Raw genomic sequence first — 24,484 nt, 5'->3', positions numbered from 1 at the left:
GAAGCAACGCGCGCCCTCGTCCCCCGGACGAGGGCGTTTCTCATTTCTCGGCGGTGGCGGGCTTTAGCGGGGTGTGGTTGCGGATTAGGTCGGCGGCGCGTTCGGCTATCGCGATGGTGGGGGCGTTGGTGTTGCCGCGTGGGACGGCGGGCATGACGGACGCGTCCACCACGCGCAGGCCCTCGACACCGCGGACGCGCAGGTCCGGGTCGCAGACGGCGTCGTCCGCGCCCATCGCGCAGGTGCTGGTGGGGTGGTAGAGGGTCGCGACGTCGCGGCGGACGAAGTCGACGATGGCCTCGTCGGTGTCGGCCTGCTCGCCGGGGGCCCACTCGCCGCCGGTCAGGGACGCCAGCGGTCCGGACGCGGCGATCTCGCGCGCCTGCCGGACGCCCGCGACCAGGATGTCCAGGTCGGCCTTGTCGGCGAGGTAGGCCGGGTCGATGAGGGGTTTGGCGTGGGGGCTGGCGGAGCGGAGGGTGATCGAGCCGCGGCCGGCGACGGCGACGGCGGCCACGAGGATCGACAGGAGCCGCTCGTGCGTTTCGGTGAGGCCCTGCTTGACGAACGGCGACGGCAGGACGTGGTACTGCAGGTCGGGCGCGGGCAGGCCCTCCACCGTCCGGACGAACCCGCCCGCCTCGGCGAGGTTGGACGCGTACGGGCCGCGCGCGAACGCCTGGTAGAGGGCGAGGGAGCGCCTGTGCGCCAGCTCCCACAGGGCCTTGGTCCGGGGGGTGGCGAACATGACGGTCACGAACGGGTGGTCCTGGAGGCGCTGCCCGACCGGGGAGTCGGCTAGGACGTCGATGCCCAGCGAGCGCAGGTGGTCGGCGGGGCCGATCCCGGAGAGCATGAGGAGCTGCGGGCTGTTCACCGCGCCGCCCGACAGGATGACCTCCGCCTCGGCGCGGGCCGACAGGCTCTCGCCGCGCGCCTCGTACCGGACGCCGGTCGCGCGGCGGCCCTCGAACAGGACGCGGGTCACCAGCGCGTCGGTGACGATCGTGAGGTTCGGGCGGTTCTCGACCGGGTGGAGGTAGCCGGCGGCGGTGGACCAGCGGCGGCCGCGCTTGTGCGTGACCTGGTAGAAGCCGACGCCGTCCTGGTCGGCGCCGTTGAAGTCGGGGTTCGCGGCGAGGCCGTACGCCTTGGCCGACTGCACCCACGCGCGCGTCAGCGGGTGCTTGTAGCGCAGGTCCTCGACGCGGAGGGGGCCGCCGACGCCGTGGTACGGGATCTCGCCGCGCTGCTGGTCCTCGGCGCGGCAGAAGTAGGGCAGCAGGTCCTCGTAGCCCCAGCCCTCGCAGCCGTAGGAGTCGCGCCAGGTGTCGTAGTCGTACCGGGACCCGCGGATGTAGATCATCGCGTTGGTGGACGAGCTGCCGCCGAGCGTCCGGCCCCGCGGCCAGTACACGCCGCGTCCCCCGGCGTGCTCCTGCGGGACGGTGGTGTAGTCCCAGTCGTAGGGGCCCTTGAACATCGTCGCGGCGGCGGCCGGGATGTGGATCTCGGGGGCCGCGTCGGGCGGGCCCGCCTCCAGCAGCAGGACCTTCACCGAGGGGTCCTCGGTCAGTCTGGCGGCGAGAACGCAGCCCGCGCTGCCCGCTCCCACGATGATGTAGTCGTACACGGCGGCCTCCGGGGTATTTCTCGAACCCTACCGAACGGCCTTCTGGCGGCGGCGGTCGCTAGGCTGATCGACATGGCGAAGAACAGGGACAACCCCGTCGTCCTGTCGCGGATCTACACCCGGACGGGCGACGACGGCACCACCGCGCTGGGCGACGCGTCCCGGACGAGCAAGACCGACCCGCGGCTCGCCGCCTACGCCGACGTCGAGGAGGCCAACGCCGCCATCGGCGCCGCCATCGCGCTGGGGGCCCTGCCGGACGATCTCGTCGCGCTGCTGACCGTCGTCCAGAACGACCTGTTCGACGTCGGCGCCGACCTGTGCGCGCCGGTCGTCCCCGACCCGCCGTACCCGCCGCTGCGTGTGGAGGCGTCGTACGTCGACCGGCTGGAGGCGGCCTGCGACGAGCACAACGAGGCCCTCCCGCCGCTGCGCAGCTTCATCCTCCCCGGCGGGTCGCCGGGCGCGGCGCTGCTGCACGTCGCGCGGACGGTCAGCCGCCGCGCCGAACGCACCGCGTGGGCGGCGATCGAGGCGCACGGCGCCGCCGCCGAGGGCGACCCGGAGGCCCCGGTCGGCGGCGTGAACCCGCTGACGGCGCGCTACCTCAACCGGCTGTCCGACCTGCTGTTCATCCTGTGCCGCATCGCCAACGCCGAGCACGGCGACGTGCTCTGGAAGCCGGGCGGGGAACGTTGAGACCACCATGGTGGGGTTAGCCCCACCCCTGGGAGACCGGTTCCCCTCCTGGTGACGCCGCCTCCTGCGGAGCAGGCTGGTTCCGTACGGGCGCACAGCTTTCCGCAGGGCGCACAGCGACAACAGGAGTGACCACGTGAGGACCCTGACGATCACGGCCGTCGCGACGGCCGCGGCCGCGGCGACGCTGACCGGGTGCGGCAACCTGACCTTCGGCACGCATCAGGAGGACCGCTCCTACTCCGCGCCCGCCGGGATCACCGCGTTGAAGATCAAGTCGAACGGCAACAGGCTGGTGCTCACGGCGTCCGACTCCCCGGGCGTCAAGGTGCGGGAACGGCTGCGCTGGTCCAACGACAAGAACAAGCCGGAGGCGCGGCACACCGTCGAAGGCGACACGCTCTCGCTGTCGTCCAAGTGCGCCAGGGCCACGATCGGGTACACGAACTGCGGCGTCTCCTACCGCGTCGCGGTTCCGCACAACATGCCCGTGGAGGTCGACAACGCCGACGGGGCGGTCGTCGCGTCCGGGCTCAGCGGGGCCGTGAAGCTGCACAGCGACAACGGCTCGATGAAGGTGACCGACCTGCGCGCGACGACGGCCGCGATCAGCTCGAACAACGGCTCGATCAACGTCGCCGGACGCGCTACGACCGCCGTCCTGCGCAGCGACAACGGCTCGATCAACGCCACCGGCCTCACCGTGAACCAGCTCACCGCCCACACCTACGACGGCCGCATCGAGCTCAGCGGACGCGCCACCGTCGCCGACGTCCGCACCGACAACGGCTCGATCGACGCGGGCGACCTGACCACCGACCGGATCACCGCCGAGACGAGCAACGGCAGCATCGACCTGCGGCTCATCACGCCGCCGACGAGCGTCCGCGCCGTCAGCGACAACGGGTCGGTGCACGTCCGCGTCCCGACCAGCGAGGGCTACGCGATCAGCATGTCCAGCGCGAACGGCGGCGAGCGGGTCGACTCGGCCGTCCGGCAGGACTCGGGCGCGCGGCACCAGCTTCAGCTCCGCAGCGGCAACGGCAGCATCACCGTCTCGCCCGCCTAGAGCCCTAGCGGAGCCGGTACGGGCCCTGCCAGGCGGGAGCGTCGGACGCCGGGACGCCGCCGACGGTCAGGCGGGCTCCGCCGTTCACGGCGACGGTCGTCCGGGCCAGGTGCTGCGTGACGTGCGCGATCCCGTCGGCGTTGGTGTCGAGGAGCTTGTGGTTGACGTTCTTCAGCCGGTCGCACCTGGCGTGGTAGCAGGGGTCGTACACCTTGCCCGCCCGGCCGCCGAACGCCTTGGCCTCCGCCGCGGTCTTGACTCCGTCCGCGCCGGTGGCCATGCCGCCGGACGCGATGCCCGCCTCGATGAACGGGCCGTAGTCGGAGCGTCCGCTGAACACGTGCTCGGTCGTCGGCAGGCGGCGGCTCTTGAAGTAGTCGCGGAACATCTTCTCGATCGCGCCCGATCCGGCGGGGCCGCGCGTCCCGGCGCGGGTGGAGTGGTCGCCGTCGTAGACGCCGCGGGTGCCGTTGCGCGAGCCGAGCATGTCGAAGTTGAGGGCCACCGCGATCTTCTCGCGGTTCGCGCGGGACAGCGACTTCACGTAGTGCGTGGAGCCCCGCAGGCCCTCCTCCTCCGCGCCCCACCAGGCGAACCGGACCCGGTTGCGCAGCCCGTCCTTGCCGAGGCGCCCGATCTTCGCGGCGATGGCGAGGAGCGCGGCCGCGCCGGTGGCGTTGTCGTTGATCCCCGCGCCCTCCGGGACGCTGTCGAGGTGCGCGCCGAGCAGCACCACGTTGTCGGCCCGTCCGCGTCCGGTGTCGGCGATGACGTTGGACGAGCGCCGCTTCCCGTGGACGGTGTCGGTCCGCACGTGCAGCGTGACCCCGCCCTTCTTCGCCGCCTTGGCCAGGGCGACGCCGACCGTCCGGGACGTGCCGACGACCGGGATCCCGGCCGGCTTGCCCACCGTGCCGTTCAGCAGCCCCTGCTCGCCGGGCTTGTTGTAGATCACGACGGCGGACGCGCCCGCGGCCCGCGCGTTCGCGGCCTTGACGGCGAACGTGCAGGTCCCGCGCTGGACGAGCGCGATCGAGCCCCGGGTGAAGCCCTTGAAGTCGCCCTTCTCGCAGCCGCTCGTCCCCTCGCCCCTGGACGGGACGTCCACGGCGATCACGCGCGCCGTCACCTTCCCGGCCCCCGAGTACGCGAGCGTGGCGAAGTCCCTGCCGTGCCGGTAGGACGCCTTGGACGGCGCCGTCCGCGCCAGCACCGCCCGCGACCTCTCCCGCCAGAACGGGTAGTCGAACTTCTGGATCTTCGGGGTGAGCCCGGCCTTCCGCAGCCGTCCGGCGACGTACCGCACCGACACGTCGTACCCGGCGCCGCCCGACGCGCGGTTGCCGCCGTTGTAGTCGGCGATCTCCTGGAACGCCTCCAGGTGCGCCACGACGTCCTTCAGCGTGACGAGCTTCGCGAGTTCGGGACGGCCAGGCCCGGCGCCGGAGGCCGGAGACCCCGCGGGCATGACGGCGGCGGGCAGAACGGCGAGGGGCAACGCCACGGCGGCGCCGATGAGCAGCTTGCGCACGTGCACTCCTGCGGACGAGGACGGAGCTGACCAGCAGCGATCCTCACCCGCGCCGCACCGGCCCACAACGGTGACGCGCTCACCCGCGCCAATTCCATACCTGCGCCTTACCAACCCGTACCCAAGACCGCCTCAATCACGGAGGCGCTCGGCCAGGGCCAGGTCATTCGGGGGGATGCAGCTCCACGGGGAAGCCGGGCGGCGCCGCCTCCAGCCAGGCGAGGAACCCCGTCAGCGCCGCCGCGCCCATCGCCAGCTCCACCGTCAGGTCGCCGTCCCTGACCTCGATGACGCTCACGTCCGGCAGCAGGCCCTCCGCCTCCTCCGGGCCGGGACGGCGGCGGTTGGACACGACGAGGCCCCGGCGGTGGATCACCTGCCGGGGCCTGGTACGGAAACCGAACACGCGGTGCCAGTGCAGGACATCGCCCTTGTAGCGGCCGATGCCGAGCCGCCACACTCCCGGGGCTCCGCCCTCCGGGGACAGCTCCCGCAGGCTGCACTCCACGGTGCCGCCGCCGCGGGTGAACAGCCGACGCCGCACCGCCATGGACGCGAACAGCAGCGCCGCCACCACGACGACCGCGGCGAGCACCCCGCCCGCGTCCCATGCCAGGTGCTCGCCCACATCCCCCGCCGTCCGCCCTGAGCCGCCGCGCCCCGCGCGGCTAGGCCTCGATGCCCGCGGCGCGCAGCCGCGCGCGGGCCCGCCGCTCCGGCGTCGCGTCGTCGCCGCCCTCGGCCGCGAGCGCGTCCTCCAGCGCCCGCCTGGCGTCCGGGACGTCGATCTCGTCGCCCAGCTCGGCCTGCTCGGCCAGCACCGACACCTCGTCCGCCGCGACGGAGAAGAAGCCGCTGCCGACCATCGCGGTGATCGGCTCACCGCCGTCGGCCGGCTCGATCTTCACCACGCTGCCGTCGAGGAGGATGCCGAGCACCGGGGCGTGGCCCGGCAGGATGCCGAGCGAGCCCTCGATGGTCTGGGCGACCACCGTCTTGGCCTCGCCGGACCAGATCTCGCGCTCCGGCGAGACCAGCCCGACCTTCAGGTTTGCCACGTTTTCCCTCCGAGTCCACCGGGAGCCGTCGCCGGCGGGCCGCCCCTCGCAGTCAAGCGGCGGCCCCGCCGGTGCGGGCTACTTCTCCAGCTCCCTGGCCTTCCGCTCGACGTCCTCGATGCCGCCGCACATGAAGAACGCCTGCTCGGGCAGGTGGTCGTACTTGCCCTCCGCCAGCGCCTTGAACGAGGCGATCGTCTCGTCCTTCGGCACGGTCTCGCCGGGCTGGCCGGTGAACTGCTCGGCCACGTACATCGGGTGCGACAGGAAGCGCTCGATGCGCCGCGCCCGCTGGACGGTGACCTTGTCCTCCTCGGACAGCTCGTCGATGCCGAGGATCGCGATGATGTCCTGCAGCTCCTTGTACTTCTGCAGGATCCGCTTCACCTCCTGCGCGACCGAGTAGTGCTCGTTCCCCAGCACCTGCGGGTCCATGATCCGCGAGGTGGAGTCGAGCGGGTCGACGGCCGGGAAGATGCCCTTCTCCGAGATGCCGCGCGACAGGGTCGTCGTGGCGTCCAGGTGCGCGAAGGTGGTGTGCGGCGCCGGGTCGGTGATGTCGTCGGCGGGCACGTAGATCGCCTGCATCGAGGTGATCGAGTTACCGCGCGTCGAGGTGATCCGCTCCTGCAGCACGCCCATCTCGTCGGCCAGCGTCGGCTGGTAGCCCACCGCGGACGGCATGCGCCCGAGCAGCGTGGACACCTCCGAGCCGGCCTGCGTGAACCGGAAGATGTTGTCGATGAACAGCAGCACGTCCTGGTTCTGCACGTCGCGGAAGTACTCCGCCATCGTCAGCGCGGACAGCGCGACCCGCAGCCGGGTGCCCGGCGGCTCGTCCATCTGGCCGAACACCATCGCGGTGTCCTTGAGGACGTCCGCCTCTGCCATCTCCACCCAGAGGTCGTTGCCCTCGCGGGTGCGCTCGCCGACGCCGGCGAACACCGAGGTGCCGCCGAAGTTGCGGGCGACCCGGCGGATCATCTCCTGGATGAGCACCGTCTTGCCGACGCCCGCGCCGCCGAACAGGCCGATCTTGCCGCCCTGGACGTACGGGCACAGCAGGTCGATGACCTTGATGCCGGTCTCCAGCATCTCGGTCTTCGACTCCAGCTGGTCGAAGGCCGGCGCGCGGCGGTGGATGCCCCAGCGCTCGTTGATCTCCAGGGACGCGGTCGGGACGTCCAGCGCGTCACCGAGGCAGTTCCACACGTGCCCCTTGGTGATCTCGCCGACCGGCACCGCGATCGACTTGCCGGTGTCGGTCACCGGCGCGCCGCGGACGAGGCCGTCCGTCGGCTGCATCGAGATCGCCCGGACCATGTTGTCGCCGAGGTGCTGCGCGACCTCGAACGTCAGGGTCTTCTCCTCGCCGCCCAGCGCGACCTGCGCGTGGAGGGCCTGGTAGATGTCCGGGATGCTGTCGGCGGGAAACTCCACGTCGACGACCGGGCCGATGACACGCGCGACGCGCCCAGTGGCGGTCGCCGTCTCTACCTGAGCAGTCATTATCACTCCCCGCCAGACTCGGCGAGCGCGTCAGCGCCACCGACGATCTCGCTGATTTCCTGGGTGATCGCGGCCTGCCGCGCCTGGTTCATCTGGCGCGTGTAGACCCCGATCAGTTCGTTGGCATTGTCGGTCGCCGACTTCATGGCCCGCCGGACGGACGCCTGGAACGACGCCGCCGACTGAAGCAGCATGTGGAAGATGCGGCTCTCGATGTAGTTGGGCAGGAGCAGGTCGAGCGCGGCCGACGCGGACGGCTCGAACTCGTACGCCGGGGGGACCTTGTCCGACGACGCCTCCTCGATCTCCAGCGGCATCAGCCGGGTGACCCGGACGGCCTGCGTCAGCATCGAGACGAACTCGGTGTAGACCACGTGGATCTCGCCGACGCCGCCCTCCGCGTCCGTCTTCAGGAAGTCGTCGGTCAGCCGACGGCCGATCTCCTCCGCGTTCACGAACGCCGGGCGGTCGCTGAACCCGTGCCAGCTCTGCGCGACGTCCCGGTCCCGGAACCGGTACCAGGTGATGCCCTTGTTGCCGACGACGTACGGGACGGGCTCGCGGCCCTCGGCCCGCAGCGCCTTGATCAGCGACTCGGCCTCGCGGATCACGTTCGCGTTGTACGCGCCGCAGAACCCGCGGTCGCTGGTGATGATCAGGACGGCGCTGCGGGTGTCGGCCGGCTGCTCCTTCAGCAGCGGATGGTCGATCCCCACATGATGGCTCACCAGCGCGGACAGGGCCTGCGTGATCTGGTCGGCGTACGGCTTGGACGCCGCCACCGCCTGCTGGGCCTTGACGATCCGCGACGTGGCGATCATCTCCTGCGCACGCGTGATCTTGGCGGTCGACTTGACCGTCTTGATCCGCTGCCGGAGTTGGCGAAGCTGTGCGGCCATCGCCGTCAGTCCTTCTTGACGCGGGTGATCGTCTCCTGCTCGACGTCCTCGTCCGCGATCGCCTCGACGGGCTCCTCGGCCAGCAGCTCGCCCTCGCTGGTCTGGAAGCCCTTCTTGAACTCCGTGACCGCGCTCTTGAGGCTGGTGAGGCCGTCGTCCGACAGCTTCCCGGTCTCGCGGAGCGACGTCAGGAAGCCGCTCTGCTCGCGCTCCATGTAGTCGAGGAACTCGCGCTCGAAACGGCGGACGTCGGCGACGGGCACGTCGTCCAGCTCGCCGGAGGTGCCCGCCCACACGGACACGATCTCCTGCTCGACCGGGAACGGGCTGCCCTGCGGCTGCTTCAGCAGCTCGACCAGGCGGGCGCCGCGGTCCAGCTGGGCGCGGGACGCGGCGTCCAGGTCGGACGCGAACGCCGCGAACGCCTCCAGGTCGCGGAACTGCGACAGCGCCAGCCGCAGCGTGCCGGCGACCTGCTTCATCGCCTTCACCTGCGCGTCGCCGCCGACGCGGGACACCGAGATGCCGACGTTGATCGCCGGCCGGACGCCCTGGTTGAACAGGTCCGACTCCAGGAAGCACTGCCCGTCGGTGATGGAGATGACGTTCGTCGGGATGTACGCCGACACGTCGTTGCCCTTGGTCTCGATGATCGGCAGACCCGTCATCGAACCGGCGCCCAGGTCGTCCGACAGCTTCGCGCAGCGCTCCAGCAGCCGCGAGTGCAGGTAGAACACGTCACCGGGGTAAGCCTCGCGGCCCGGGGGGCGGCGCAGCAGCAGCGACACGGCGCGGTACGCCTCCGCCTGCTTCGACAGGTCGTCGAAGATGATCAGGACGTGCTTGCCCTGGTACATCCAGTGCTGCCCGATCGCGGACCCGGTGTAGGGGGCGATGTACTTGTAGCCCGCAGGCTCGGACGCGGGCGCCGCCACGATCGTGGTGTACTCCAGCGCGCCGGCCTCCTCCAGGGAGCGGCGCACGTTCGCGATCGTGGAGCCCTTCTGCCCGATCGCGACGTAGATGCAGCGGACCTGCTTCTTCTCGTCGCCGGACTCCCAGTTCTCCTTCTGGTTGATGATCGTGTCCACGCAGACGGTCGTCTTGCCCGTCTGCCGGTCACCGATGATCAGCTGCCGCTGGCCCCGGCCGATCGGGGTCATCGCGTCGATCGCCTTGATGCCGGTCTGCAGCGGCTCGCTGACCGACTGGCGCTGCACGACCGTGGGGGCCTGCAGTTCGAGTGCGCGGCGCTCGGTGCTCTCCACCGGGCCCTTGCCGTCCAGGGGGTTGCCCAGCGCGTCCACGACGCGGCCGAGGAAGCCGTCGCCGACGGGGACCGAGAGGACCTCGCCGGTGCGGCGGGCCTTCTGGCCCTCCTCGATCTTGCTGAAGTCCCCCAGGACAACGGCGCCGATCTCGCGTACGTCCAGGTTCAGAGCCAGGCCACGGGTGCCGTCCTCGAACTCGAGGAGTTCGTTCGCCATCGCGGACGGCAGGCCCTCGATGTGGGCGATGCCGTCGCCGGAATCGACGACGGTGCCGACCTCTTCGCGCGCGGCGGCATCGGGCTCGTACGACTGGACGAAGCGCTCCAGCGCGTTCCGGATCTCATCCGGACGGATCGTCAGCTCCGCCATGATTCCTCTCTTGCTCCTCAGAGTCCGCTCTGCCGGCCTCAGCCGGAACCGAGCCGCCGGCGGACGTCGTCCAGCCGTCCGGCGATCGTGCCGTCGATGATCTCGTCCCCGATCTCGACCGACATTCCGCCGATCACCGTGGGGTCGATCTCGATGTTCAGGTGTACGTCATGGCCGTACGCGGCGGCGAGCACCGCGGCGAGCCGCGTCCGCTGCGCCTCCGGCAGCTCGGCGGGCGTGCGCACGAGCGCCACCAGCCGCTGCCTGCGCTGGGCGACGAGCTTGCCGTACTCGGCGAGCCCACCCTCCAGGCTACGTCCTCGCGGGCGCAGCACCAGTTCGGTGACCAGCGTCAGCGTCGACGCGGTGACCTTGCCGTCCAGCAGGGCGTTGACCACGCCGAGCTTGCGCTCGTCCGGCAGCCCCTGCCCGGCGAGGGCGCCGCGCAGCTCCGGCTCGCCCTCGACGACGCGGGAGAACCGGAACAGCTCGTCCTCCAGGTCGTCGATCTTGCCCTCGGCCTCGGCGCGGGCGGCCTCGGCGGTGACCGCGAGGGTCTCCACCGCGTCCGCCAGCTCCGACGGCTTGGACCAGCGCAGCCGGACGACGTCGGCGACCAGCCCGAGAGCGGCCAGCGACACCTTGCCCTCCAGCAGGATCCGGGCGAGCTGCGCCTTGTCGGCGCCGTCCCGCGCCGGGTCGGAGACCGCCCGCCGCAGGCCGTGCTCGCGGTCGATCAGGTGCAGCACCGCGAACAGGTCGCCGCCGAGCTCGGCCAGCCCGGAGTCGCCGGAGTCGATCACCGACTCCAGCCGCTCCCTGGCCTCGGCGAGCGACGCCCTGCTCACCGCTCCCGTGATGGTCATGATGTGATCTGCTCCTGCGTGCGAGCGCGCTCCTCGAGCTCTTCGAGGAACCGGTCGACGACCCGGCTCTGCCGCGCGCTGTCCTCAAGGGACTCGCCCACGACACGTCCGGCCAGCTCGACCGACATGGCGCCGATCTCGGCCCGCAGCGACTGCAGCGCCTGCTGCCGCTCCGCCTCGATCTGCGCCTTGGCGTTCTCGACGATCCGGCGCGCCTCGACCTGGGCCTGCTCCTTGGCCTGGGCGATGATCTGCGCGCCCTGCTCCTCGGCCTTGCGGCGCTCGTTGGACGCCTCGACCGCGGCCGCCTTCTGCTGGGCCTTGTACTCCTCGAGGACCTGCTTGGCCTCTTTCTGCGCCTGCTCGGCCCGCTCCAGGCCGCCCTCGATCGCCTCGGTGCGCTCCTCCAGCGTCTTCTGCAGCCGCGGGACGAGCATCTTGCCGACGACGACCAGGACGACGACGAACGAGAAGATGCCCACGACCATCTCGAACGTGTGCGGGATGAGGGGGTTGTTCTCCTCCGCCGCGAGGACGGACGCCGCTCTGATCATGTCTTCAGCCCTTCCTCAGGGGACGGACCCGCTACTTGATGCCCTGGAAGATGAACGGCGCGACCAGGCCGATCAGGGCGAGGGCCTCGGTGAGGACGAAGCCCAGCATCATGTTGGTGCGGATGACACCGGTCAGCTCGGGCTGGCGGGCGATGGCGTTCACGCCCTGGCCGAAGATGATGCCGACGCCGATACCCGGGCCGATGGCCGCAAGGCCGTACCCGATCGAGGTGACGTTACCGCTGACCTCGGCGAGGACTCCCATTGCTTCATTCCTTTTCTGTCGGCCGGCGAAAGGTTCGCCGGTCTGTGCTTACGAGGTTGTCGGTACGGGCGGAACGTCGAGGCGCCGCCCTGGGGCTCAGTGGTCCGCGTGCAGGCCGCTCTGGATGTACATGGCGGCGAGCATCGTGAACAGGAACGCCTGCAGGAACTGGATCAGCAGCTCGAACGCGGTCATCAGGATCGTGACCAGCACCCCGATGATGCCGACTCCGAAACCGGCCACCGTGGGCTTCTCGAACAGGAACCAGAAGCCGACGAGGCTGAAGAACGCGAGGATCATGTGCCCGGCGAACATGTTGGCGAAGAGCCGGACCGCGTGGGTGAACGGGGCGATGATGAAGGTCGAGAGGTACTCGATCGGCACCAGCAGGAAGTAGACGGGCAGCGGCAGGCCTCGCGGGATCATGTTCGTGAAGTACTTCGCCGGGCCCTGGTGCTTGATGCCCAGGTACACCTTGATGAAGTAGACGAACAGCGCCAGCACGGCCGGGAACGCGATGTGCGAGGCGACCGGGAACTGGATGATCGGGACGACCGCGAAGATGTTCCAGATCCAGACGAGGAAGAAGATCGACATGAGCAGCGGCATCCACTGCTCGGTGTTGCGGCCGAGGAACGGGCGGGCGATCTCGTCCCGCACGAACATGTAGCCGATCTCGCCGAGGTTCTGGACGCCCTTCGGCACCAGCTTGGGCTTGGCGAACGCGCTCCAGAAGAAGACGCACACCACCAGCGAGCCGACTACCGCGAAGACGACCGGCTTGGTGAGCCACTCAGGGCCGCCGGCGAAGAGGGGCGGGAATTCGAACAGCTCCGTCCCAGGGGCCTGGAACTCAGCCCCCTCGGAGGCGAGGACCGTCAGCGCGTTCACGCGGCGTTCCCTTCATCACTGTGTTGATGTTTCACGAAGGCTTCCTCGGCGGCGGGGCCGCTCAGAGGGTGCGACCGTACTTCACGTAGACCAGGTAGACGGCGAGCCCGACACCGATGACCACACCGACCGCGGTCAGCCAGTTCTGGCCCGTCCATTCGGCCAGCAGCCACCCGAGACCGCCCCAGATGATCATCCCGGAGAGGAGGTAGCTGGGCACGGACCAGGCGGCATCGGCGAATTCCCGTTGGCCGTCCTCCGGCCGACGTTTCTGCTCGCTCATCGCGCTCCGGACGATAGCAGGCCATCCATGCGGTGGTCATATTGGAGTAGTCCCTGCGGGCCGGCTCCGTCCGTGAGTGCGTCATCACGGACTCCGGTCCAGGACGTTCTGGGGTTCGTCGATGTAGAGCTTCTGCTGCATCGCGAGGCGGAACTCAGCCGCGATCCACAGCAGCGCGAGGCCGATGACCGTCCAGGCGAAGACCTTGGTGTTCCAGATCGTGACCTCGTCCATGGCGGTGACCAGCACCATCACCGCGAGGATCTTGACCGTGTAGCTGGCGAGGGCGGCCAGCATCATCGTCTGCGCGGAGTACTTGGCGGCCCACGAGACGGCGAGCGCGCTCAGCGAGAAGAAGGCGATCACCACGACGGTGGCCAGCGCCGCCGCGAACGCGCCCTTGGCGCCGGCGGTCAGCAGGCCGATGAGGACGGCGCCCACCCCGGCGGCGGCGGCCGGGATCGCGGCGCCGCGGAGCATCCGGGCGTCGGAGGTATGCATGAGGGCTCCGGCTGGTCACGTTGAGTGGTCGTCCGTTGTTCGTGAAAGGTATCACAAGCGTCCGGTATGTCCGCAATTACCCTAGAGGTAATGCGATCCGGGGGGAGAGAGCGACCCCCCACGCTAGGCACCACGGACTCTAGCCCAGGAGCCGGGTCTGCTCGCGCCGGGGTACGGCGAGGTCAGACCGGCATTCTGGGCCGCTCGGCGGAGCGGTCGCCGCCGCCGGGGACGGCGGCGGGGCGGCGGCGGGGCTTGGCGATCATGACGAGGACGCCGGCCACCGCGACGAGGACCGTGACACCCAGTGTCATCCAGGCGGCGTCGAACAGGGCCAGGCCGACCAGGCCGGACGCCAGCAGGCCGACCCAGAAGTACATGATCAGGACGGCGCGGCGGGTGGAGTGGCCGAGCTCCAGCAGCCGGTGGTGCAGGTGCTGCTTGTCGGGCGCGAACGGCGACCGGCCCTGGTTGGTGCGCCGCCACACCGCGAGCAGCATGTCGATGAACGGCACCGCCGCCACCGCCGGGATCAGCAGCAGCGGGACGAAGAACGGGAACAGCCCGTTGGCGAGCACGGCCGGGTCGAACTGGCCGGTCAGCATGATCGTGGACGCGCTGAGCAGCAGCCCGATCAGCATCGAGCCGGTGTCGCCCATGAAGATCTTGGCCGGGCTGAAGTTGTGCGGCAGGAAGCCCAGGCACATCCCGAACAGGATCGCGGCGATGAGGGTCGCGGCGGTCAGCGTGCTGAGCCCCTCCGTCCGCGACAGCAGGTAGGCGTAGGAGAACAGCGCCAGCGCGGCGATCCCGACGACGCCCGCGGCGAGGCCGTCCAGGCCGTCGATGAAGTTCACCGCGTTGATCGTCGCGACGACGACGAAGACCGTCAGCGGCACCCCGTAGGCGGGCGGCAGCGTCAGCGACTCGCCCGTCGGCAGCGGGATCACGTAGATCTGGATGCCCTGCATGATGAAGATCCCGGCCGCGGCGACCTGGCCGGCGAACTTGGTGAGGGCGTCCACCTCCCAGCGGTCGTCCGCGATGCCGATCAGCACCAGCAGGCCGCCGGACAGCAGCAGCGCCCTGGTGACGCTGATGTCGCCGTCCGCGAGGACCTTGCGCATCTCCGGCAGCCCGGTCGCCACCACCAGCGCCGCGACCATCCCGCCGAACATCGCGAGGCCGCCGAGCCGGGGCGTCGGGATGACGTGGACGTCGCGCTCGCGGGGGACGGCCTGCGCGCCGAACCAGACGGCGAACGTGCGCACCAGCGGCGTCAGCAGGTAGGCGACGAGGGCGGCGACCAGGATGCTGAGCAGGTATTCCCGCACTCCCCTGCGCCTCCCTTCACCGATTCCGCCCGGCGCGTCCGGCGCGTCTCGCACGCCTCGCGGTCGCCCGCGCACGCTCCGTACCCCGTCCGCGCGGGCCGTCACCTTGGTAGACGGCTCGCCGGGACGATCTGTTCACATCGCGACCGACCAACTGTAGTCCGACCGGCGACCGTCCGGTGCCCGATCGCGCCGTCCCGGAACCGGCGGGCGCACCTGATCCCCGCCCCGACGATCATGAGCGCGAGGCCGGCGAGGCACCGGTCCCCGAGCGAGAACGCCCATCCGCCATGGGCGGCCAGGTCGTCGCCCGCGTCGGCGACGACCAGCAGGAATCCGGCCGCGGCCAGGCCCGCGCCGGCGCGTCCCGGCAGCGCCGGGCGGCGGGCGAGCAGGGCCACGGCGGCGAGGGCGAGGGCGAGCAGCGCGGTGCCCGTCCAGCCGCCCGTCCAGCGCGGCGGGACGTACCGCGGCGGCTGCACGGCGATCGCCCGCTTCGGCAGCTTGACCTTGATCGTCATGCCCTCGTGCGGGGCGAGCCCGCGCTGGATGAAGTCCACGGCGTAGGGGCCGTCGCGGTCGCGCAGGCAGCGGGTCGTCGCGCCGGGGGCGCCCGCCCGGCAGGCGGCATGCCGCAGCGGAACCGGCGCCTCCACCCGGACGGCCGCGTTCCCGATCGGCACGCTCCAGGCCGTCCCGATGGCGTCCCAGAGCAGCTCGTCGTGGCGGGTGCGGGGCGTGAACGCCCACGCCACGGCGTATTCGATCACGTACGCCTGGCGCCCGCTGACCTCGCGGTTCCGGTCCCCGACGCTGATCCGCACGTCGTTCAGGAACCGCGTCGTCCTGACCCGGGACGGGGCGCCGGTGGACGAGCTGGTCCGGACGTCCCGCACGTCGTACACCCGGTCGCCGTGCCGGAACGGGACGCTCCGCACGATCCCGTGCTCGCCGCCCCGGTCGAAGTCGTAGGTGATCGTCTCCCGGACGTACAGGACGCCGTCCGCGCCGATCGTGAGGAGGACGTCGTAGGTCGGGATGCGCTCATCGGAGGCGGAGGCGGAGGCGGAAGCGGTGGCGGGGGCGGGGGCGGGCAGCGCTAGGACGAGGGTCAGCAGCACGCCCGCGGTGATCGCAGGCCCCCGGACACGGCCACGCACGTCAGGCATGGTTCCACCGTTGCCGAGATCATGCGGGTGTAACGACGCCGATACTCTCGCCGGGTTAGGAGAGGCTTCCGGACGGCTTCGACCTGCGCTACTTCTCGTCGTCCTTGGTGAGCGACGGCTTCGCCGCGGCCTCTGCGGGCTCAGCGGCCTCGGGGGACGGCTCAGCGGGCGCGTCCTGGGTGTGCGCGCCGTCTCCCTTGGTGAGGGAAGGCTTACCGATCTCCGGCCCGGACGCGGCGTCTGCGGGCCCGTCGGAGTCCTCGGAATCGCCGGACTCGTCGGGCTCGTCCGCCTCGTCCTCCTCGTCCTCCTCGGTCAGCAGCACCCCGACCACCGAGCGGATCTTGTCCTCGGGGATGGCGCCGACGCGCAGCAGCCGCGGCACCGACCCGGTCAGGTCCACGATCGTCGACGGGTCGGCGTGCCCGGACACGCCGCCGTCCAGGTAGACCGAGACGGCGTCGCCGAGCATCTTCTCGGCCTCCTCGACGTCCCGGGCCGCGGGCCGGCCGCTGAGGTTCGCGCTGCTCACGGCCATCGGGCCGGTCTCCTTCAGCAGCTCCACCGCCAGCTCGTGCATCGGCATCCGCAGCGCGACGGTCCCCTTGGTCTCGCCGAGGTCCCACATGAGGTTCGGGTTGGCGCGGCACACCAGCGTCAGCGCGCCCGGCCAGAACTCGTCGACGAGGTCCTGCCCGTAGGTGCCGAGGTTCTCCACCAGCGCCGTCGCGGCCCGCACCGACCCGACCAGGACGGGCGGCGGCATCTCGCGGCCGCGTCCCTTCGCGTCCAGCAGCTTCTGCACCGCGTCCGCCAGGAACGCGTCCACACCGACCCCGTACACGGTGTCGGTCGGCAGGACGATCAGCTCGCCGCGCCGCACGGCCGACACGGCCTCGGCGATCCCGCGGGTGCGCTCCATCGGATCGGAGCAGTCATAACGTCGGCTCACGGTCGCCCGTCTTCCCATCTGCGCAGCGCTCGTCCGGCATGGCACCGCCCAGGATAGCGGCGCTCCAGACCGCTAGTCGGACGCGATCCGGGCCGTGACGAAGCGGTCCCGGTTGGTGAGGTCGCGTCGGTTGCGGACGTCGCGCCAGCCGTTCTCCTCCGCGAACACCCAGTAGACGCCGTTGCCCTGCAGGTCGCTGTGCTCGACCGCCACGTAGCCGCCAGGACGCAGCAGCCGCCGCGCGGTGCGCTCGACCACGCGGATCGCGTCGAGGCCGTCGTCCCCGCCGCCCCACAGCGCGTCGGCCGGATCATGGTCGCGGACGTCGCGCGGCACGTACTCCCACTCGCTCATCGGGATGTACGGGGGGTTCGACACGACCAGGTCGACGGTCCCGTCCAGCTCGGGCAGGGCGGTGGCGAAGTCGTCCAGGTGCAGCCGGACGCGGCCGCGCTCGTCCAGCTCCTCGATGTTGCGGGTGGCGTGCACGAACGCGGTCGGGTCCTTCTCCACGGCGTGCACGCGGGAGCGCGGCGCCTCCAGCCCGATCGACAGCGCGATCGCCGCCGACCCGGTGCCGAGATCGACGACGAGGGGGTCGCGGACGTCCATGTCGCGCAGCGTCTCCAGCGCCCACCCGACCATCACCTCGGTCTCCGGACGCGGCACGAACACGCCCGGCCCGACCTTCAGCTCCAGGTAGCGGAAGAAAGCACGTCCGGTGATGTGCTGCAGCGGCTCCCCCGCCTCGCGCCGCGCGACGAACTCCCAGAACCGGGCGTCGAACGAGCCGTCCGGGACGCCGTGCAGCTCCGAGCGCTTCACCCGGTGCACGGCCGCCGCCAGCTCCTCGGCGTCGGCGCGGGGCGACGCGGCGCCCGCGTCCGCGAGCCGCGCCGTGGCCCTGGCGATCTCGTCGAGCAGCAGGTTCATGAATCTGCCTTCCGAGGGGGGACGACCCCCCGCGCCCCCCGGTTCGCTGCGCTCATGACCGTGACTTTCCGAGGGGGGACGACCCCCCGCGCCCCCCGGTTCGCTGCGCTCATGATCCTTGGGCTTCGGCCAGCCGGCGGTCCATGTCCGCGTCGACGAGCGCCTGCGTGACGTTGTGGAGGTCGCCGTCCAGCACCTGGTCGAGGTTGTAGGCCTTGTACCCGACCCGGTGGTCGGAGATCCGGTTCTCCGGATAGTTGTAGGTGCGCACCCGCTCGGACCGGTCGACCGTCCGGACCTGGCTCTTGCGCTCCGCCGCGGCGGCCTTGTCGGCCTCCTCCTGCGCCATCGCCAGCAGCCGCGACCGCAGGATCCGCAGCGCCTGCTCCTTGTTCTGCAGCTGGCTCTTCTCGTTCTGGCAGGAGACGACGACGCCGGTCGGCAGGTGCGTGATGCGGACCGCGGAGTCGGTGGTGTTGACGCTCTGCCCGCCCGGCCCTGACGACCGGTACACGTCGATGCGCAGGTCGTTCGCGTCGATCTGGACCTCGACGTCCTCGGCCTCGGGGGTCACCAGCACGCCGACGGCGCTGGTGTGGATGCGTCCCTGCGACTCGGTCGCGGGGACGCGCTGCACCCGGTGGACGCCGCCCTCGTACTTCAGGCGCATCCAGACGCCCTCGTCCTGCGCGCCCCTGGCCTTCACGGCGACGGTGACGTCCTTGTACCCGCCGAGATCGGACGGGTGCGAGTCGAGGACCTCGGTCTTCCAGCCGACGCGTTCGGCGTACCGGAGGTACATGCGGAGCAGGTCGCCGGCGAACAGCGCGGACTCCTCGCCGCCCTCACCGGCCTTCACCTGCAGGATGACGTCCTTGGCGTCGTTCGGGTCGCGCGGGACGAGGAGCCGCCGCAGCCGCTCCTCCAGCTCCTCGCGGCGCCCGTCCAGGTCGGCGGCCTCGGCCGCGAACGCCTCGTCCTCCCCCGCCAGCTCGCGGGCGGCGGCGAGGTCGTCCTCGGTCAACGCCAGTTCCCGGTGCGTCTCGACGATCGGCCGCAGCTCGGCGTAGCGCTTGCCGAGCTTGCGCGCCAGGCCCTGGTCGGCATGGACGGACGGATCGGCGAGCCGTTCCTCGATGCCCGCGTATTCGCTGATCAGTTCGTCGAGATTCACGATGTGTTCCTGGCCCGTTCCGGCGCCGGGGGCCGCGATGGACCGCGACGGTTCGCGGCGGTTCGCGGCGGCCTCCGACGCCGATTCAGAAGGCCCGGGGACCCATGGCGAGTCCCCGGGCCGTCAGTGGTCGCTGTAGGTGCGGCGCTCGTCCTCTACTTGTCGGCCTTCTTCTTGCCGAAGCGCTGCTCGAAGCGCGCCACCCGGCCACCGGTGTCGAGGATCTTCTGCTTGCCCGTGTAGAACGGGTGGCAGTTCGAGCAGACGTCCGCGTGGATCACGCCGTTCTCGGCGGTGCTGCGGGTCTCGAACGTATTGCCGCACGTGCACGTCACGGTGGTGACGACGTAGTTCGGGTGAATGTCGGGCTTCATGGTTCTCCTCGCTTCTGGCGGTCGCCGGGCGCTCCGGGCTCGCATGGCCGAGTCCGCATGACGGGGCCACGAGAGAACGTGGGAACGTGAACCGGTACCGCAGCGGTTGGCTACCCAAGTGTGCCAGATAGGTGAACGTGCCGACGTCACCGGGCATTCCCGATCTTGGACGTTCCCGGGCGGCGTCCCGGTCGGCCGTCGCGGAGCTCAGGCGTCGGTGCGGCCCAGGTAGGCCAGGACGGCCATGACGCGGCGGTGCCCGCCCTGCGCTGGCTGCAGGTTCAGCTTCATGAAGATGTTCGAGATGTGCTTCTCCACGGCGCCCTCGGTGACGACGAGGTCCCCCGCGATGGCGCCGTTCGACCGTCCCTGCGCCATCAGCGCCAGCACCTCGCGCTCCCGCGGGGTCAGCGCCTCCAGCGGGTCGCCGGTGCGGCGGCGGCCGAGCAGCTGGCCGATCACCTCCGGGTCGATGACGGTCCCGCCGGCGGCGATGCGGCGGACCGCGTCGATGAACTCGGCGACGTCCGACACCCGCTCTTTCAGCAGGTAGCCGACGCCTTCGGCGCCGCCGCCGATCAGGTCGGTCGCGTACCGCTCCTCCACGTACTGCGACAGGACGAGGATCGGCGTGCCCGGCAGCCGCTCCCGGACGGCCAGCGCGGCGCGGAGCCCCTCGTCGGTGAAGGACGGCGGCATCCGCACGTCCACGATCGCGAGATCCGGCTTGTGCTCCTCGACGATGCCGAGCAGGCCGGGGCCGTCCCCGACCGTCGCCACCGTCTCGATCCCGGCGTCGTCGAGCAGCCGGACGAGCCCTTCGCGCAACAGCACCGAATCCTCGGCGATCACTACCCGCATCCGCCCATTATCGGCCCTGCGGCGACGCGACGGGATCCGCGGCGTCGGGGCGCGGCCCAACGGCGACGGGACGGGGCCCGTGGCGGCGGGCCCCGTCCCGGGTCACCAGGTGCAGGGCAGGTCGGCGCGGATGATCGTCGGGCCGCCGGACGGGCTGTCCACGATGAGCATCCCGTCGATCGTCGCGGCCCGGTCGGCGAGGCCGGCGAGCCCGCCCCCGGCCCGCGCCACCGCGCCGCCCATCCCGTTGTCGATCACCTCGACGACCACCCAGCGGTCCTCGCGGACGACCCGGACGGACGCGCGGGTCGCGCGGGCGTACTTGGCGATGTTCGCCAGCGACTCCGCGACGATGAAGTAGGCGATGCTCTCGACCGCCGCCGGCGGGCGCTCCGGCAGGTCCACCTCGACCTCGACGGGGACGGGCGCGCGGCCCGCCAGGCCGGACAGCGCCGGGTCCAGGCCCCGGTCGGTGAGGATCGCCGGGTAGATGCCGCGGGCCAGGTCGCGCAGCTCGGAGATGGCCTCCTTGGTGCCGTCGTGGGCCTGCTCGATCAGCGCCCGCGCGCCCTCGGGGTCGTCGTCCAGCTTGGCGCGGGCCCGTCCGATGTCCATCGCCACGGCCAGGAGCCGCTGCTGCGCGCCGTCGTGCAGGTCGCGCTCGATGCGGCGCCGCTCGAACTCCGCCGCGTCAACGCCGCGGGCGCGGCTGGCGCGCAGGTGCTCCGTCCGCTGCCGCAGCTCCAGGTTCTCCTTCTGCGACGGGCTCGGGCCGAGCATCAGCCCGGCGAACGCCGAGTGCCCGATCGCCATGATCCGCGTCACGTACATCGCCAGGACGAGGAAGAACAGCCCGCCCACCGAGATCGGCAGCGCCTCCAGCGGGTTGCCGGCCCAGTACGAGACGAATCCGACGCCGACCTCGGCGCCGCTTCCGTCCACCGCCACGATCACCGGCATGAACAGCAGCATCCCCGTCGCCGACCAGACCGTCACGGACACGACGAACTCCACCAGCGTGATGGGGAACAGCACTGCGAGGTAGGCGAGGTCCTTCCAGGTGGCGGGGTCGCCCGCCATGCCCTTCAGCTTCGTCAGCGGGTTGCGGCCCGCCGGCAGCCGGCGGTACGGGCTCGCGATCCGGACGCCGAACGCCGCCCGGACGAGCTGCCGTTCCAGCATCGCGCCGAACCGCCACGCGATCATCATCAGCGCCAGCATCGGCAGGCCCACCCAGATGATCAGCAGGCTGAGGGACAGGGCCAGCCCGACGACCAGCACGATGAACCAGCCGAGCCCGAACGCCATGCTGACGGCCAGATAGATCGCCGAACGCCAGGTCAGCGACGACCTCAGCATGGCGAGCGGCGTCCACGGGGTGTTCGCGACGGTCGCCGCCGCGTCCCCGCCGGCCTGCATCACCGTGGCCCACCGCGCCGCCGCCCACCGCGCGGCGGCGCCGCCGGCGGTCGCGCCGCCGGTCCCGCGATCCCTGCTCAGCTCGCCCACGTCGTCCCTCCATGCCCGTTCCAACGTACGGTCCAAGACTGCCCGGCACGAGGTGGGGCGACCATGATGTCCGCCGCCCATTCGAGGGTGGGGCTAACCCCACCTTCTTATTGCCTTTCTCTCCTCCTTCGGGCCCTGGGGGCCCTCCATCGTCGAGAAATGCGTGCGATCGCTGGCATCGCTCCGTCTCGCCTGGCGGCTCGCTTCGCGATCAGGTTTCTCGCGAGCTCGAAACCTGCCTTCGGACGCGATCGCGACAGTGGGGGTCGTTGCGCGGCCGGGGCGGGGGCGGACGCAGCGCGGGGCGGGGGCAGACGCGGGGCGAACGCGAGACAGGGCGAACGCGAGGCGGGGCGAACGCGGCGCGGGGCGGACGCAGGGCGGACGCGGCGCGGGGCGGGGCGGACGCGGCGCGGGGCGGGGCGGACGCGGCGCGGGGCGGGGCGGGGCGGACGCGGCGCGGGGGCGGACGCGGACGCGGCGCGGGGGCGGACGCGGACGCGGCGCGGGGCGGGGCGAGGTCCGGACGCGGGGCGAACGCGGCGCCGGGGGGACGCGGGACGCCCCCGGCCGGGACCGTTCCGGGCGGGGGCGTGCGGCGTTCAGGCTCAGCGGTCGTCGGAGACCGTCGTCTTCTGGACCTGCAGCAGGAACTCGGCGTTCGACTTCGTCTCCTTCATCTTCTCCAGGAGGAGTTCCAGCGCCTGCTGCATGTCGAGCGCGTGCAGGACGCGGCGGAGCTGCCAGACGACGCGCAGCTCCTCCGGCGCCATGAGGATCTCCTCCTTGCGGGTGCTGGACGCGTCGACGTCCACCGCGGGGAAGATCCGCTTGTCGGCCAGGCCCCGGTTGAGCTTCAGCTCCATGTTGCCGGTGCCCTTGAACTCCTCGAAGATGACCTCGTCCATGCGGGACCCGGTCTCCACCAGCGCGGTGGCGAGGATGGTCAGCGAGCCGCCGTTCTCGATGTTGCGGGCGGCGCCGAAGAACCGCTTCGGCGGGTACAGCGCGGTCGAGTCGACACCGCCGGACAGGATGCGTCCGGACGCGGGCGCCGCCAGGTTGTAGGCGCGGCCGAGCCGGGTGATCGAGTCGAGCAGCACGACCACGTCGTGGCCCAGCTCCACCAGCCGCTTAGCACGTTCGATGGCCAGCTCCGCGACGGTGGTGTGGTCCTCGGCGGGACGGTCGAAGGTCGAGTGGATCACCTCGCCCTTCACCGTCCGCTGCATGTCGGTGACCTCCTCCGGACGCTCGTCCACGAGGACGACCATCAGGTGGCACTCCGGGTTGTTCTTGGTGATCGCGTTGGCGATCGCCTGGAGCACCATCGTCTTGCCGGCCTTGGGCGGCGACACGATCAGGCCGCGCTGGCCCTTGCCGATCGGCGACACCAGGTCGATGATCCGGGTCGTCAGGATGCCGGGGTCGGTCTCCAGGCGCAGCCGCTCCTGCGGGTACAGCGGGGTCAGCTTGCTGAAGTCGACGCGGCCCTTGGCCTGGTCGGGCTCCACCCCGTTGACGGTGTCGAGGCGGACCAGCGCGTTGAACTTCTCGCGCCGCTCGCCCTCGCGCGCCTGCCGGACGGCCCCGGTGATGACGTCGCCCTTGCGCAGCCCGTTCTTGCGGACCTGCGCCAGCGACACGTACACGTCGTTCGGGCCGGGCAGGTACCCGGTCGTGCGGACGAACGCGTAGTTGTCGAGGATGTCGAGGATGCCCGCGACCGGGATCAGGACGTCGTCCTCGGTGATCACCGGCTCCTCGTAGCGCTCGCGGCCACGGCCGCGGTTGCGCTCGCGGAAGCGGCGCCCGCGACGGCTCCGGCCGCCGCTCTCGTCGTCGTCGTGCTGGCCGCCGCCCTGGCTCTGGCCGCCGCGCTGACGTCCGCCGCCGCCCTGCTCGCCGCGGTCACCGCGCTCGCCACGGTCACCGCGCTCGCCGCGCTCGCCGCGGTCGCGGCCTTCGCCGCGCTCTCCGCGCTCGCCGCGCTCTCCACGTTCTCCGCGCTCACGGCCGCCGCGCTGGCGCTGGCGTCCGCCGCCCTCGCGTCCCTCGCGCCCGCCGTCGCGGTTCTCGCGTCCCTCGCGCCCGTCGCGTCCGCCCTGGGACTCGCCGTCCTCGGTGTTCTGCTCCCGGCCCTGGTCTCGCTGGTCGCGGCCCCGCTCGCCGCGTCCTTCGCCCCCGCGGTCCTGCCTTTCGCGCTGCCGGCCGCCCTGGCGCCCGTCCCGCTCCGTCTTCTCCGGCCTCTCGGCCGGCTCCGTCTTCTCCGCCGTCCCGGCCTGCTCGGCCTGTGCGGCGGCGGGCGCCTGCTCGGACGACGGCGCCTGCTCGGCGGCCTGGCCCTGCTCGCCCGCGGGCGAGACCTCGGCGAGGGCCACCTGGTCGTCGGACACCTCGCGCTTGGCGGTCGTGCGGCTCCGCCGGGGGCGCTCGGCGCGTCCCGCGTCGGGCTGGGCCGAGTCGAGCTTGGCCGCGGCAGCGTCTCCCTGCTCGCCCCCCGCCGAGCCCTGCCCCTGGCCGCCCTGCTTCTCCTGGATGGCCGCGATGAGCTGGCTCTTGCGCATCCCGGTCACACCGGTGATGCCGAGGCTGGACGCGAGCGCCTTGAGCTCGGGCAGCACCATGGCCGACAGGCCGGTGCCCGCCCGGCGGCGCCGGGGGGTGGCGGGCTCGGCGTCGGCGGCCTGCGCGGCGTCGACGGGTCCCGTGCTCGATGCGTCCGTAAGGAGTTCGCTGGATTCGCTCACTAAGGGTCCTTCCCAGGGAGCGGGCGTTGG

General features: G+C 71.5%; 24 protein-coding genes. 2 read left to right on the top strand and 22 right to left on the bottom strand.

Going from position 1 to position 24,484, the window contains the following annotated elements:
• Window positions 1-40 precede the first annotated feature (40 nt).
• Complete coding sequence (locus tag ACH35V_RS06990) at window positions 41-1,633, bottom strand: GMC family oxidoreductase (RefSeq protein WP_395970726.1); 1,593 nt, start codon at window positions 1,631-1,633, stop codon at window positions 41-43.
• 72 nt (window positions 1,634-1,705) lie between these two features.
• Here ACH35V_RS06990 and ACH35V_RS06985 point away from each other — a divergent pair, with 72 nt between their 5' ends.
• Together ACH35V_RS06985 and ACH35V_RS06980 are read left to right on the top strand one after the other, a co-directional pair.
• The gene (locus ACH35V_RS06985; protein WP_395970724.1) at window positions 1,706-2,332 is read left to right on the top strand and encodes a cob(I)yrinic acid a,c-diamide adenosyltransferase; all 627 of its coding nucleotides are present in this window, start codon (window positions 1,706-1,708) and stop codon (window positions 2,330-2,332) included.
• Between the two features lie 136 nt (window positions 2,333-2,468).
• Window positions 2,469-3,401, top strand: coding sequence for a DUF4097 family beta strand repeat-containing protein (locus ACH35V_RS06980; RefSeq protein WP_395970722.1), 933 nt, complete (start codon window positions 2,469-2,471; stop codon window positions 3,399-3,401).
• Between the two features lie 4 nt (window positions 3,402-3,405).
• On the opposite strand, the gene ACH35V_RS06975 is transcribed toward ACH35V_RS06980, so the two are convergent.
• From ACH35V_RS06975 to rho, 21 genes are all read right to left on the bottom strand, one after another.
• A complete protein-coding gene (locus ACH35V_RS06975) occupies window positions 3,406-4,932 on the bottom strand; it encodes a M28 family peptidase (protein ID WP_395970720.1) in 1,527 nt (508 codons plus the stop codon).
• A gap of 163 nt (window positions 4,933-5,095) precedes the next feature.
• Entirely contained in the window at window positions 5,096-5,560 is a 465-nt protein-coding gene (locus tag ACH35V_RS06970) for a DUF2550 domain-containing protein (protein WP_395970718.1), read from the bottom strand.
• Window positions 5,561-5,600: 40 nt separating this feature from the next.
• A complete protein-coding gene (locus ACH35V_RS06965; protein WP_395970716.1) occupies window positions 5,601-5,990 on the bottom strand; it encodes a F0F1 ATP synthase subunit epsilon in 390 nt (129 codons plus the stop codon).
• Between the two features lie 78 nt (window positions 5,991-6,068).
• Window positions 6,069-7,499 (bottom strand): F0F1 ATP synthase subunit beta, encoded by a 1,431-nt coding sequence (atpD, locus tag ACH35V_RS06960; protein WP_395970714.1) that lies wholly within the window; start codon window positions 7,497-7,499, stop codon window positions 6,069-6,071.
• 2 nt (window positions 7,500-7,501) lie between these two features.
• On the bottom strand, window positions 7,502-8,398 hold the full coding sequence (locus tag ACH35V_RS06955; RefSeq protein WP_395970713.1) for a F0F1 ATP synthase subunit gamma: 897 nt from the start codon (window positions 8,396-8,398) through the stop codon (window positions 7,502-7,504).
• A gap of 5 nt (window positions 8,399-8,403) precedes the next feature.
• On the bottom strand, window positions 8,404-10,038 hold the full coding sequence (gene atpA, locus ACH35V_RS06950) for a F0F1 ATP synthase subunit alpha (RefSeq protein ID WP_395970711.1): 1,635 nt from the start codon (window positions 10,036-10,038) through the stop codon (window positions 8,404-8,406).
• 38 nt (window positions 10,039-10,076) lie between these two features.
• Window positions 10,077-10,904 carry a F0F1 ATP synthase subunit delta gene (locus ACH35V_RS06945; RefSeq protein WP_395970710.1) on the bottom strand — a complete coding sequence of 276 codons (828 nt, stop codon included), beginning with the start codon at window positions 10,902-10,904 and terminating at the stop codon, window positions 10,077-10,079.
• Entirely contained in the window at window positions 10,901-11,458 is a 558-nt protein-coding gene (locus ACH35V_RS06940; RefSeq protein ID WP_395970708.1) for a F0F1 ATP synthase subunit B, read from the bottom strand. Before ACH35V_RS06940 ends, ACH35V_RS06945 begins: the two co-directional genes overlap by 4 nt.
• A 31-nt stretch (window positions 11,459-11,489) precedes the next feature.
• Window positions 11,490-11,723, bottom strand: coding sequence for an ATP synthase F0 subunit C (atpE, locus tag ACH35V_RS06935; RefSeq protein WP_138646493.1), 234 nt, complete (start codon window positions 11,721-11,723; stop codon window positions 11,490-11,492).
• 96 nt (window positions 11,724-11,819) lie between these two features.
• Window positions 11,820-12,614, bottom strand: a complete 795-nt coding sequence (gene atpB / locus ACH35V_RS06930; protein WP_395970706.1) for a F0F1 ATP synthase subunit A — start codon at window positions 12,612-12,614, stop codon at window positions 11,820-11,822.
• Window positions 12,615-12,675: 61 nt separating this feature from the next.
• On the bottom strand, window positions 12,676-12,897 hold the full coding sequence (locus ACH35V_RS06925) for a hypothetical protein (RefSeq protein WP_395970705.1): 222 nt from the start codon (window positions 12,895-12,897) through the stop codon (window positions 12,676-12,678).
• 84 nt (window positions 12,898-12,981) lie between these two features.
• Entirely contained in the window at window positions 12,982-13,398 is a 417-nt protein-coding gene (locus ACH35V_RS06920; RefSeq protein ID WP_395970703.1) for a hypothetical protein, read from the bottom strand.
• A 182-nt stretch (window positions 13,399-13,580) separates the two neighbouring features.
• Entirely contained in the window at window positions 13,581-14,732 is a 1,152-nt protein-coding gene (locus tag ACH35V_RS06915; protein WP_395970701.1) for an MraY family glycosyltransferase, read from the bottom strand.
• 101 nt (window positions 14,733-14,833) lie between these two features.
• A complete protein-coding gene (locus tag ACH35V_RS06910; RefSeq protein ID WP_395970699.1) occupies window positions 14,834-15,901 on the bottom strand; it encodes a DUF2207 domain-containing protein in 1,068 nt (355 codons plus the stop codon).
• Window positions 15,902-15,989: 88 nt separating this feature from the next.
• Window positions 15,990-16,853 (bottom strand): L-threonylcarbamoyladenylate synthase, encoded by an 864-nt coding sequence (locus ACH35V_RS06905; protein WP_395970697.1) that lies wholly within the window; start codon window positions 16,851-16,853, stop codon window positions 15,990-15,992.
• A gap of 72 nt (window positions 16,854-16,925) precedes the next feature.
• Entirely contained in the window at window positions 16,926-17,786 is an 861-nt protein-coding gene (prmC, locus tag ACH35V_RS06900; protein ID WP_395970695.1) for a peptide chain release factor N(5)-glutamine methyltransferase, read from the bottom strand.
• Between the two features lie 109 nt (window positions 17,787-17,895).
• Window positions 17,896-18,960 carry a peptide chain release factor 1 gene (prfA, locus tag ACH35V_RS06895; RefSeq protein WP_395970693.1) on the bottom strand — a complete coding sequence of 355 codons (1,065 nt, stop codon included), beginning with the start codon at window positions 18,958-18,960 and terminating at the stop codon, window positions 17,896-17,898.
• 155 nt (window positions 18,961-19,115) lie between these two features.
• A complete protein-coding gene (gene rpmE / locus ACH35V_RS06890) occupies window positions 19,116-19,334 on the bottom strand; it encodes a 50S ribosomal protein L31 (protein WP_121434040.1) in 219 nt (72 codons plus the stop codon).
• Window positions 19,335-19,541: 207 nt separating this feature from the next.
• Window positions 19,542-20,195 carry a response regulator gene (locus ACH35V_RS06885; protein ID WP_395970690.1) on the bottom strand — a complete coding sequence of 218 codons (654 nt, stop codon included), beginning with the start codon at window positions 20,193-20,195 and terminating at the stop codon, window positions 19,542-19,544.
• 102 nt (window positions 20,196-20,297) lie between these two features.
• On the bottom strand, window positions 20,298-21,704 hold the full coding sequence (locus tag ACH35V_RS06880) for a sensor histidine kinase (protein ID WP_395970689.1): 1,407 nt from the start codon (window positions 21,702-21,704) through the stop codon (window positions 20,298-20,300).
• A gap of 608 nt (window positions 21,705-22,312) precedes the next feature.
• Window positions 22,313-24,454 carry a transcription termination factor Rho gene (gene rho / locus ACH35V_RS06875; RefSeq protein ID WP_395970687.1) on the bottom strand — a complete coding sequence of 714 codons (2,142 nt, stop codon included), beginning with the start codon at window positions 24,452-24,454 and terminating at the stop codon, window positions 22,313-22,315.
• Window positions 24,455-24,484: the final 30 nt, after the last annotated feature.

The organism is Actinomadura sp. 1N219 (assembly GCF_044326405.1).
Taxonomy (GTDB): Bacteria; Actinomycetota; Actinomycetes; order Streptosporangiales; family Streptosporangiaceae; genus Spirillospora.
This window is presented reverse-complemented; position numbering and strand designations above follow the sequence as displayed.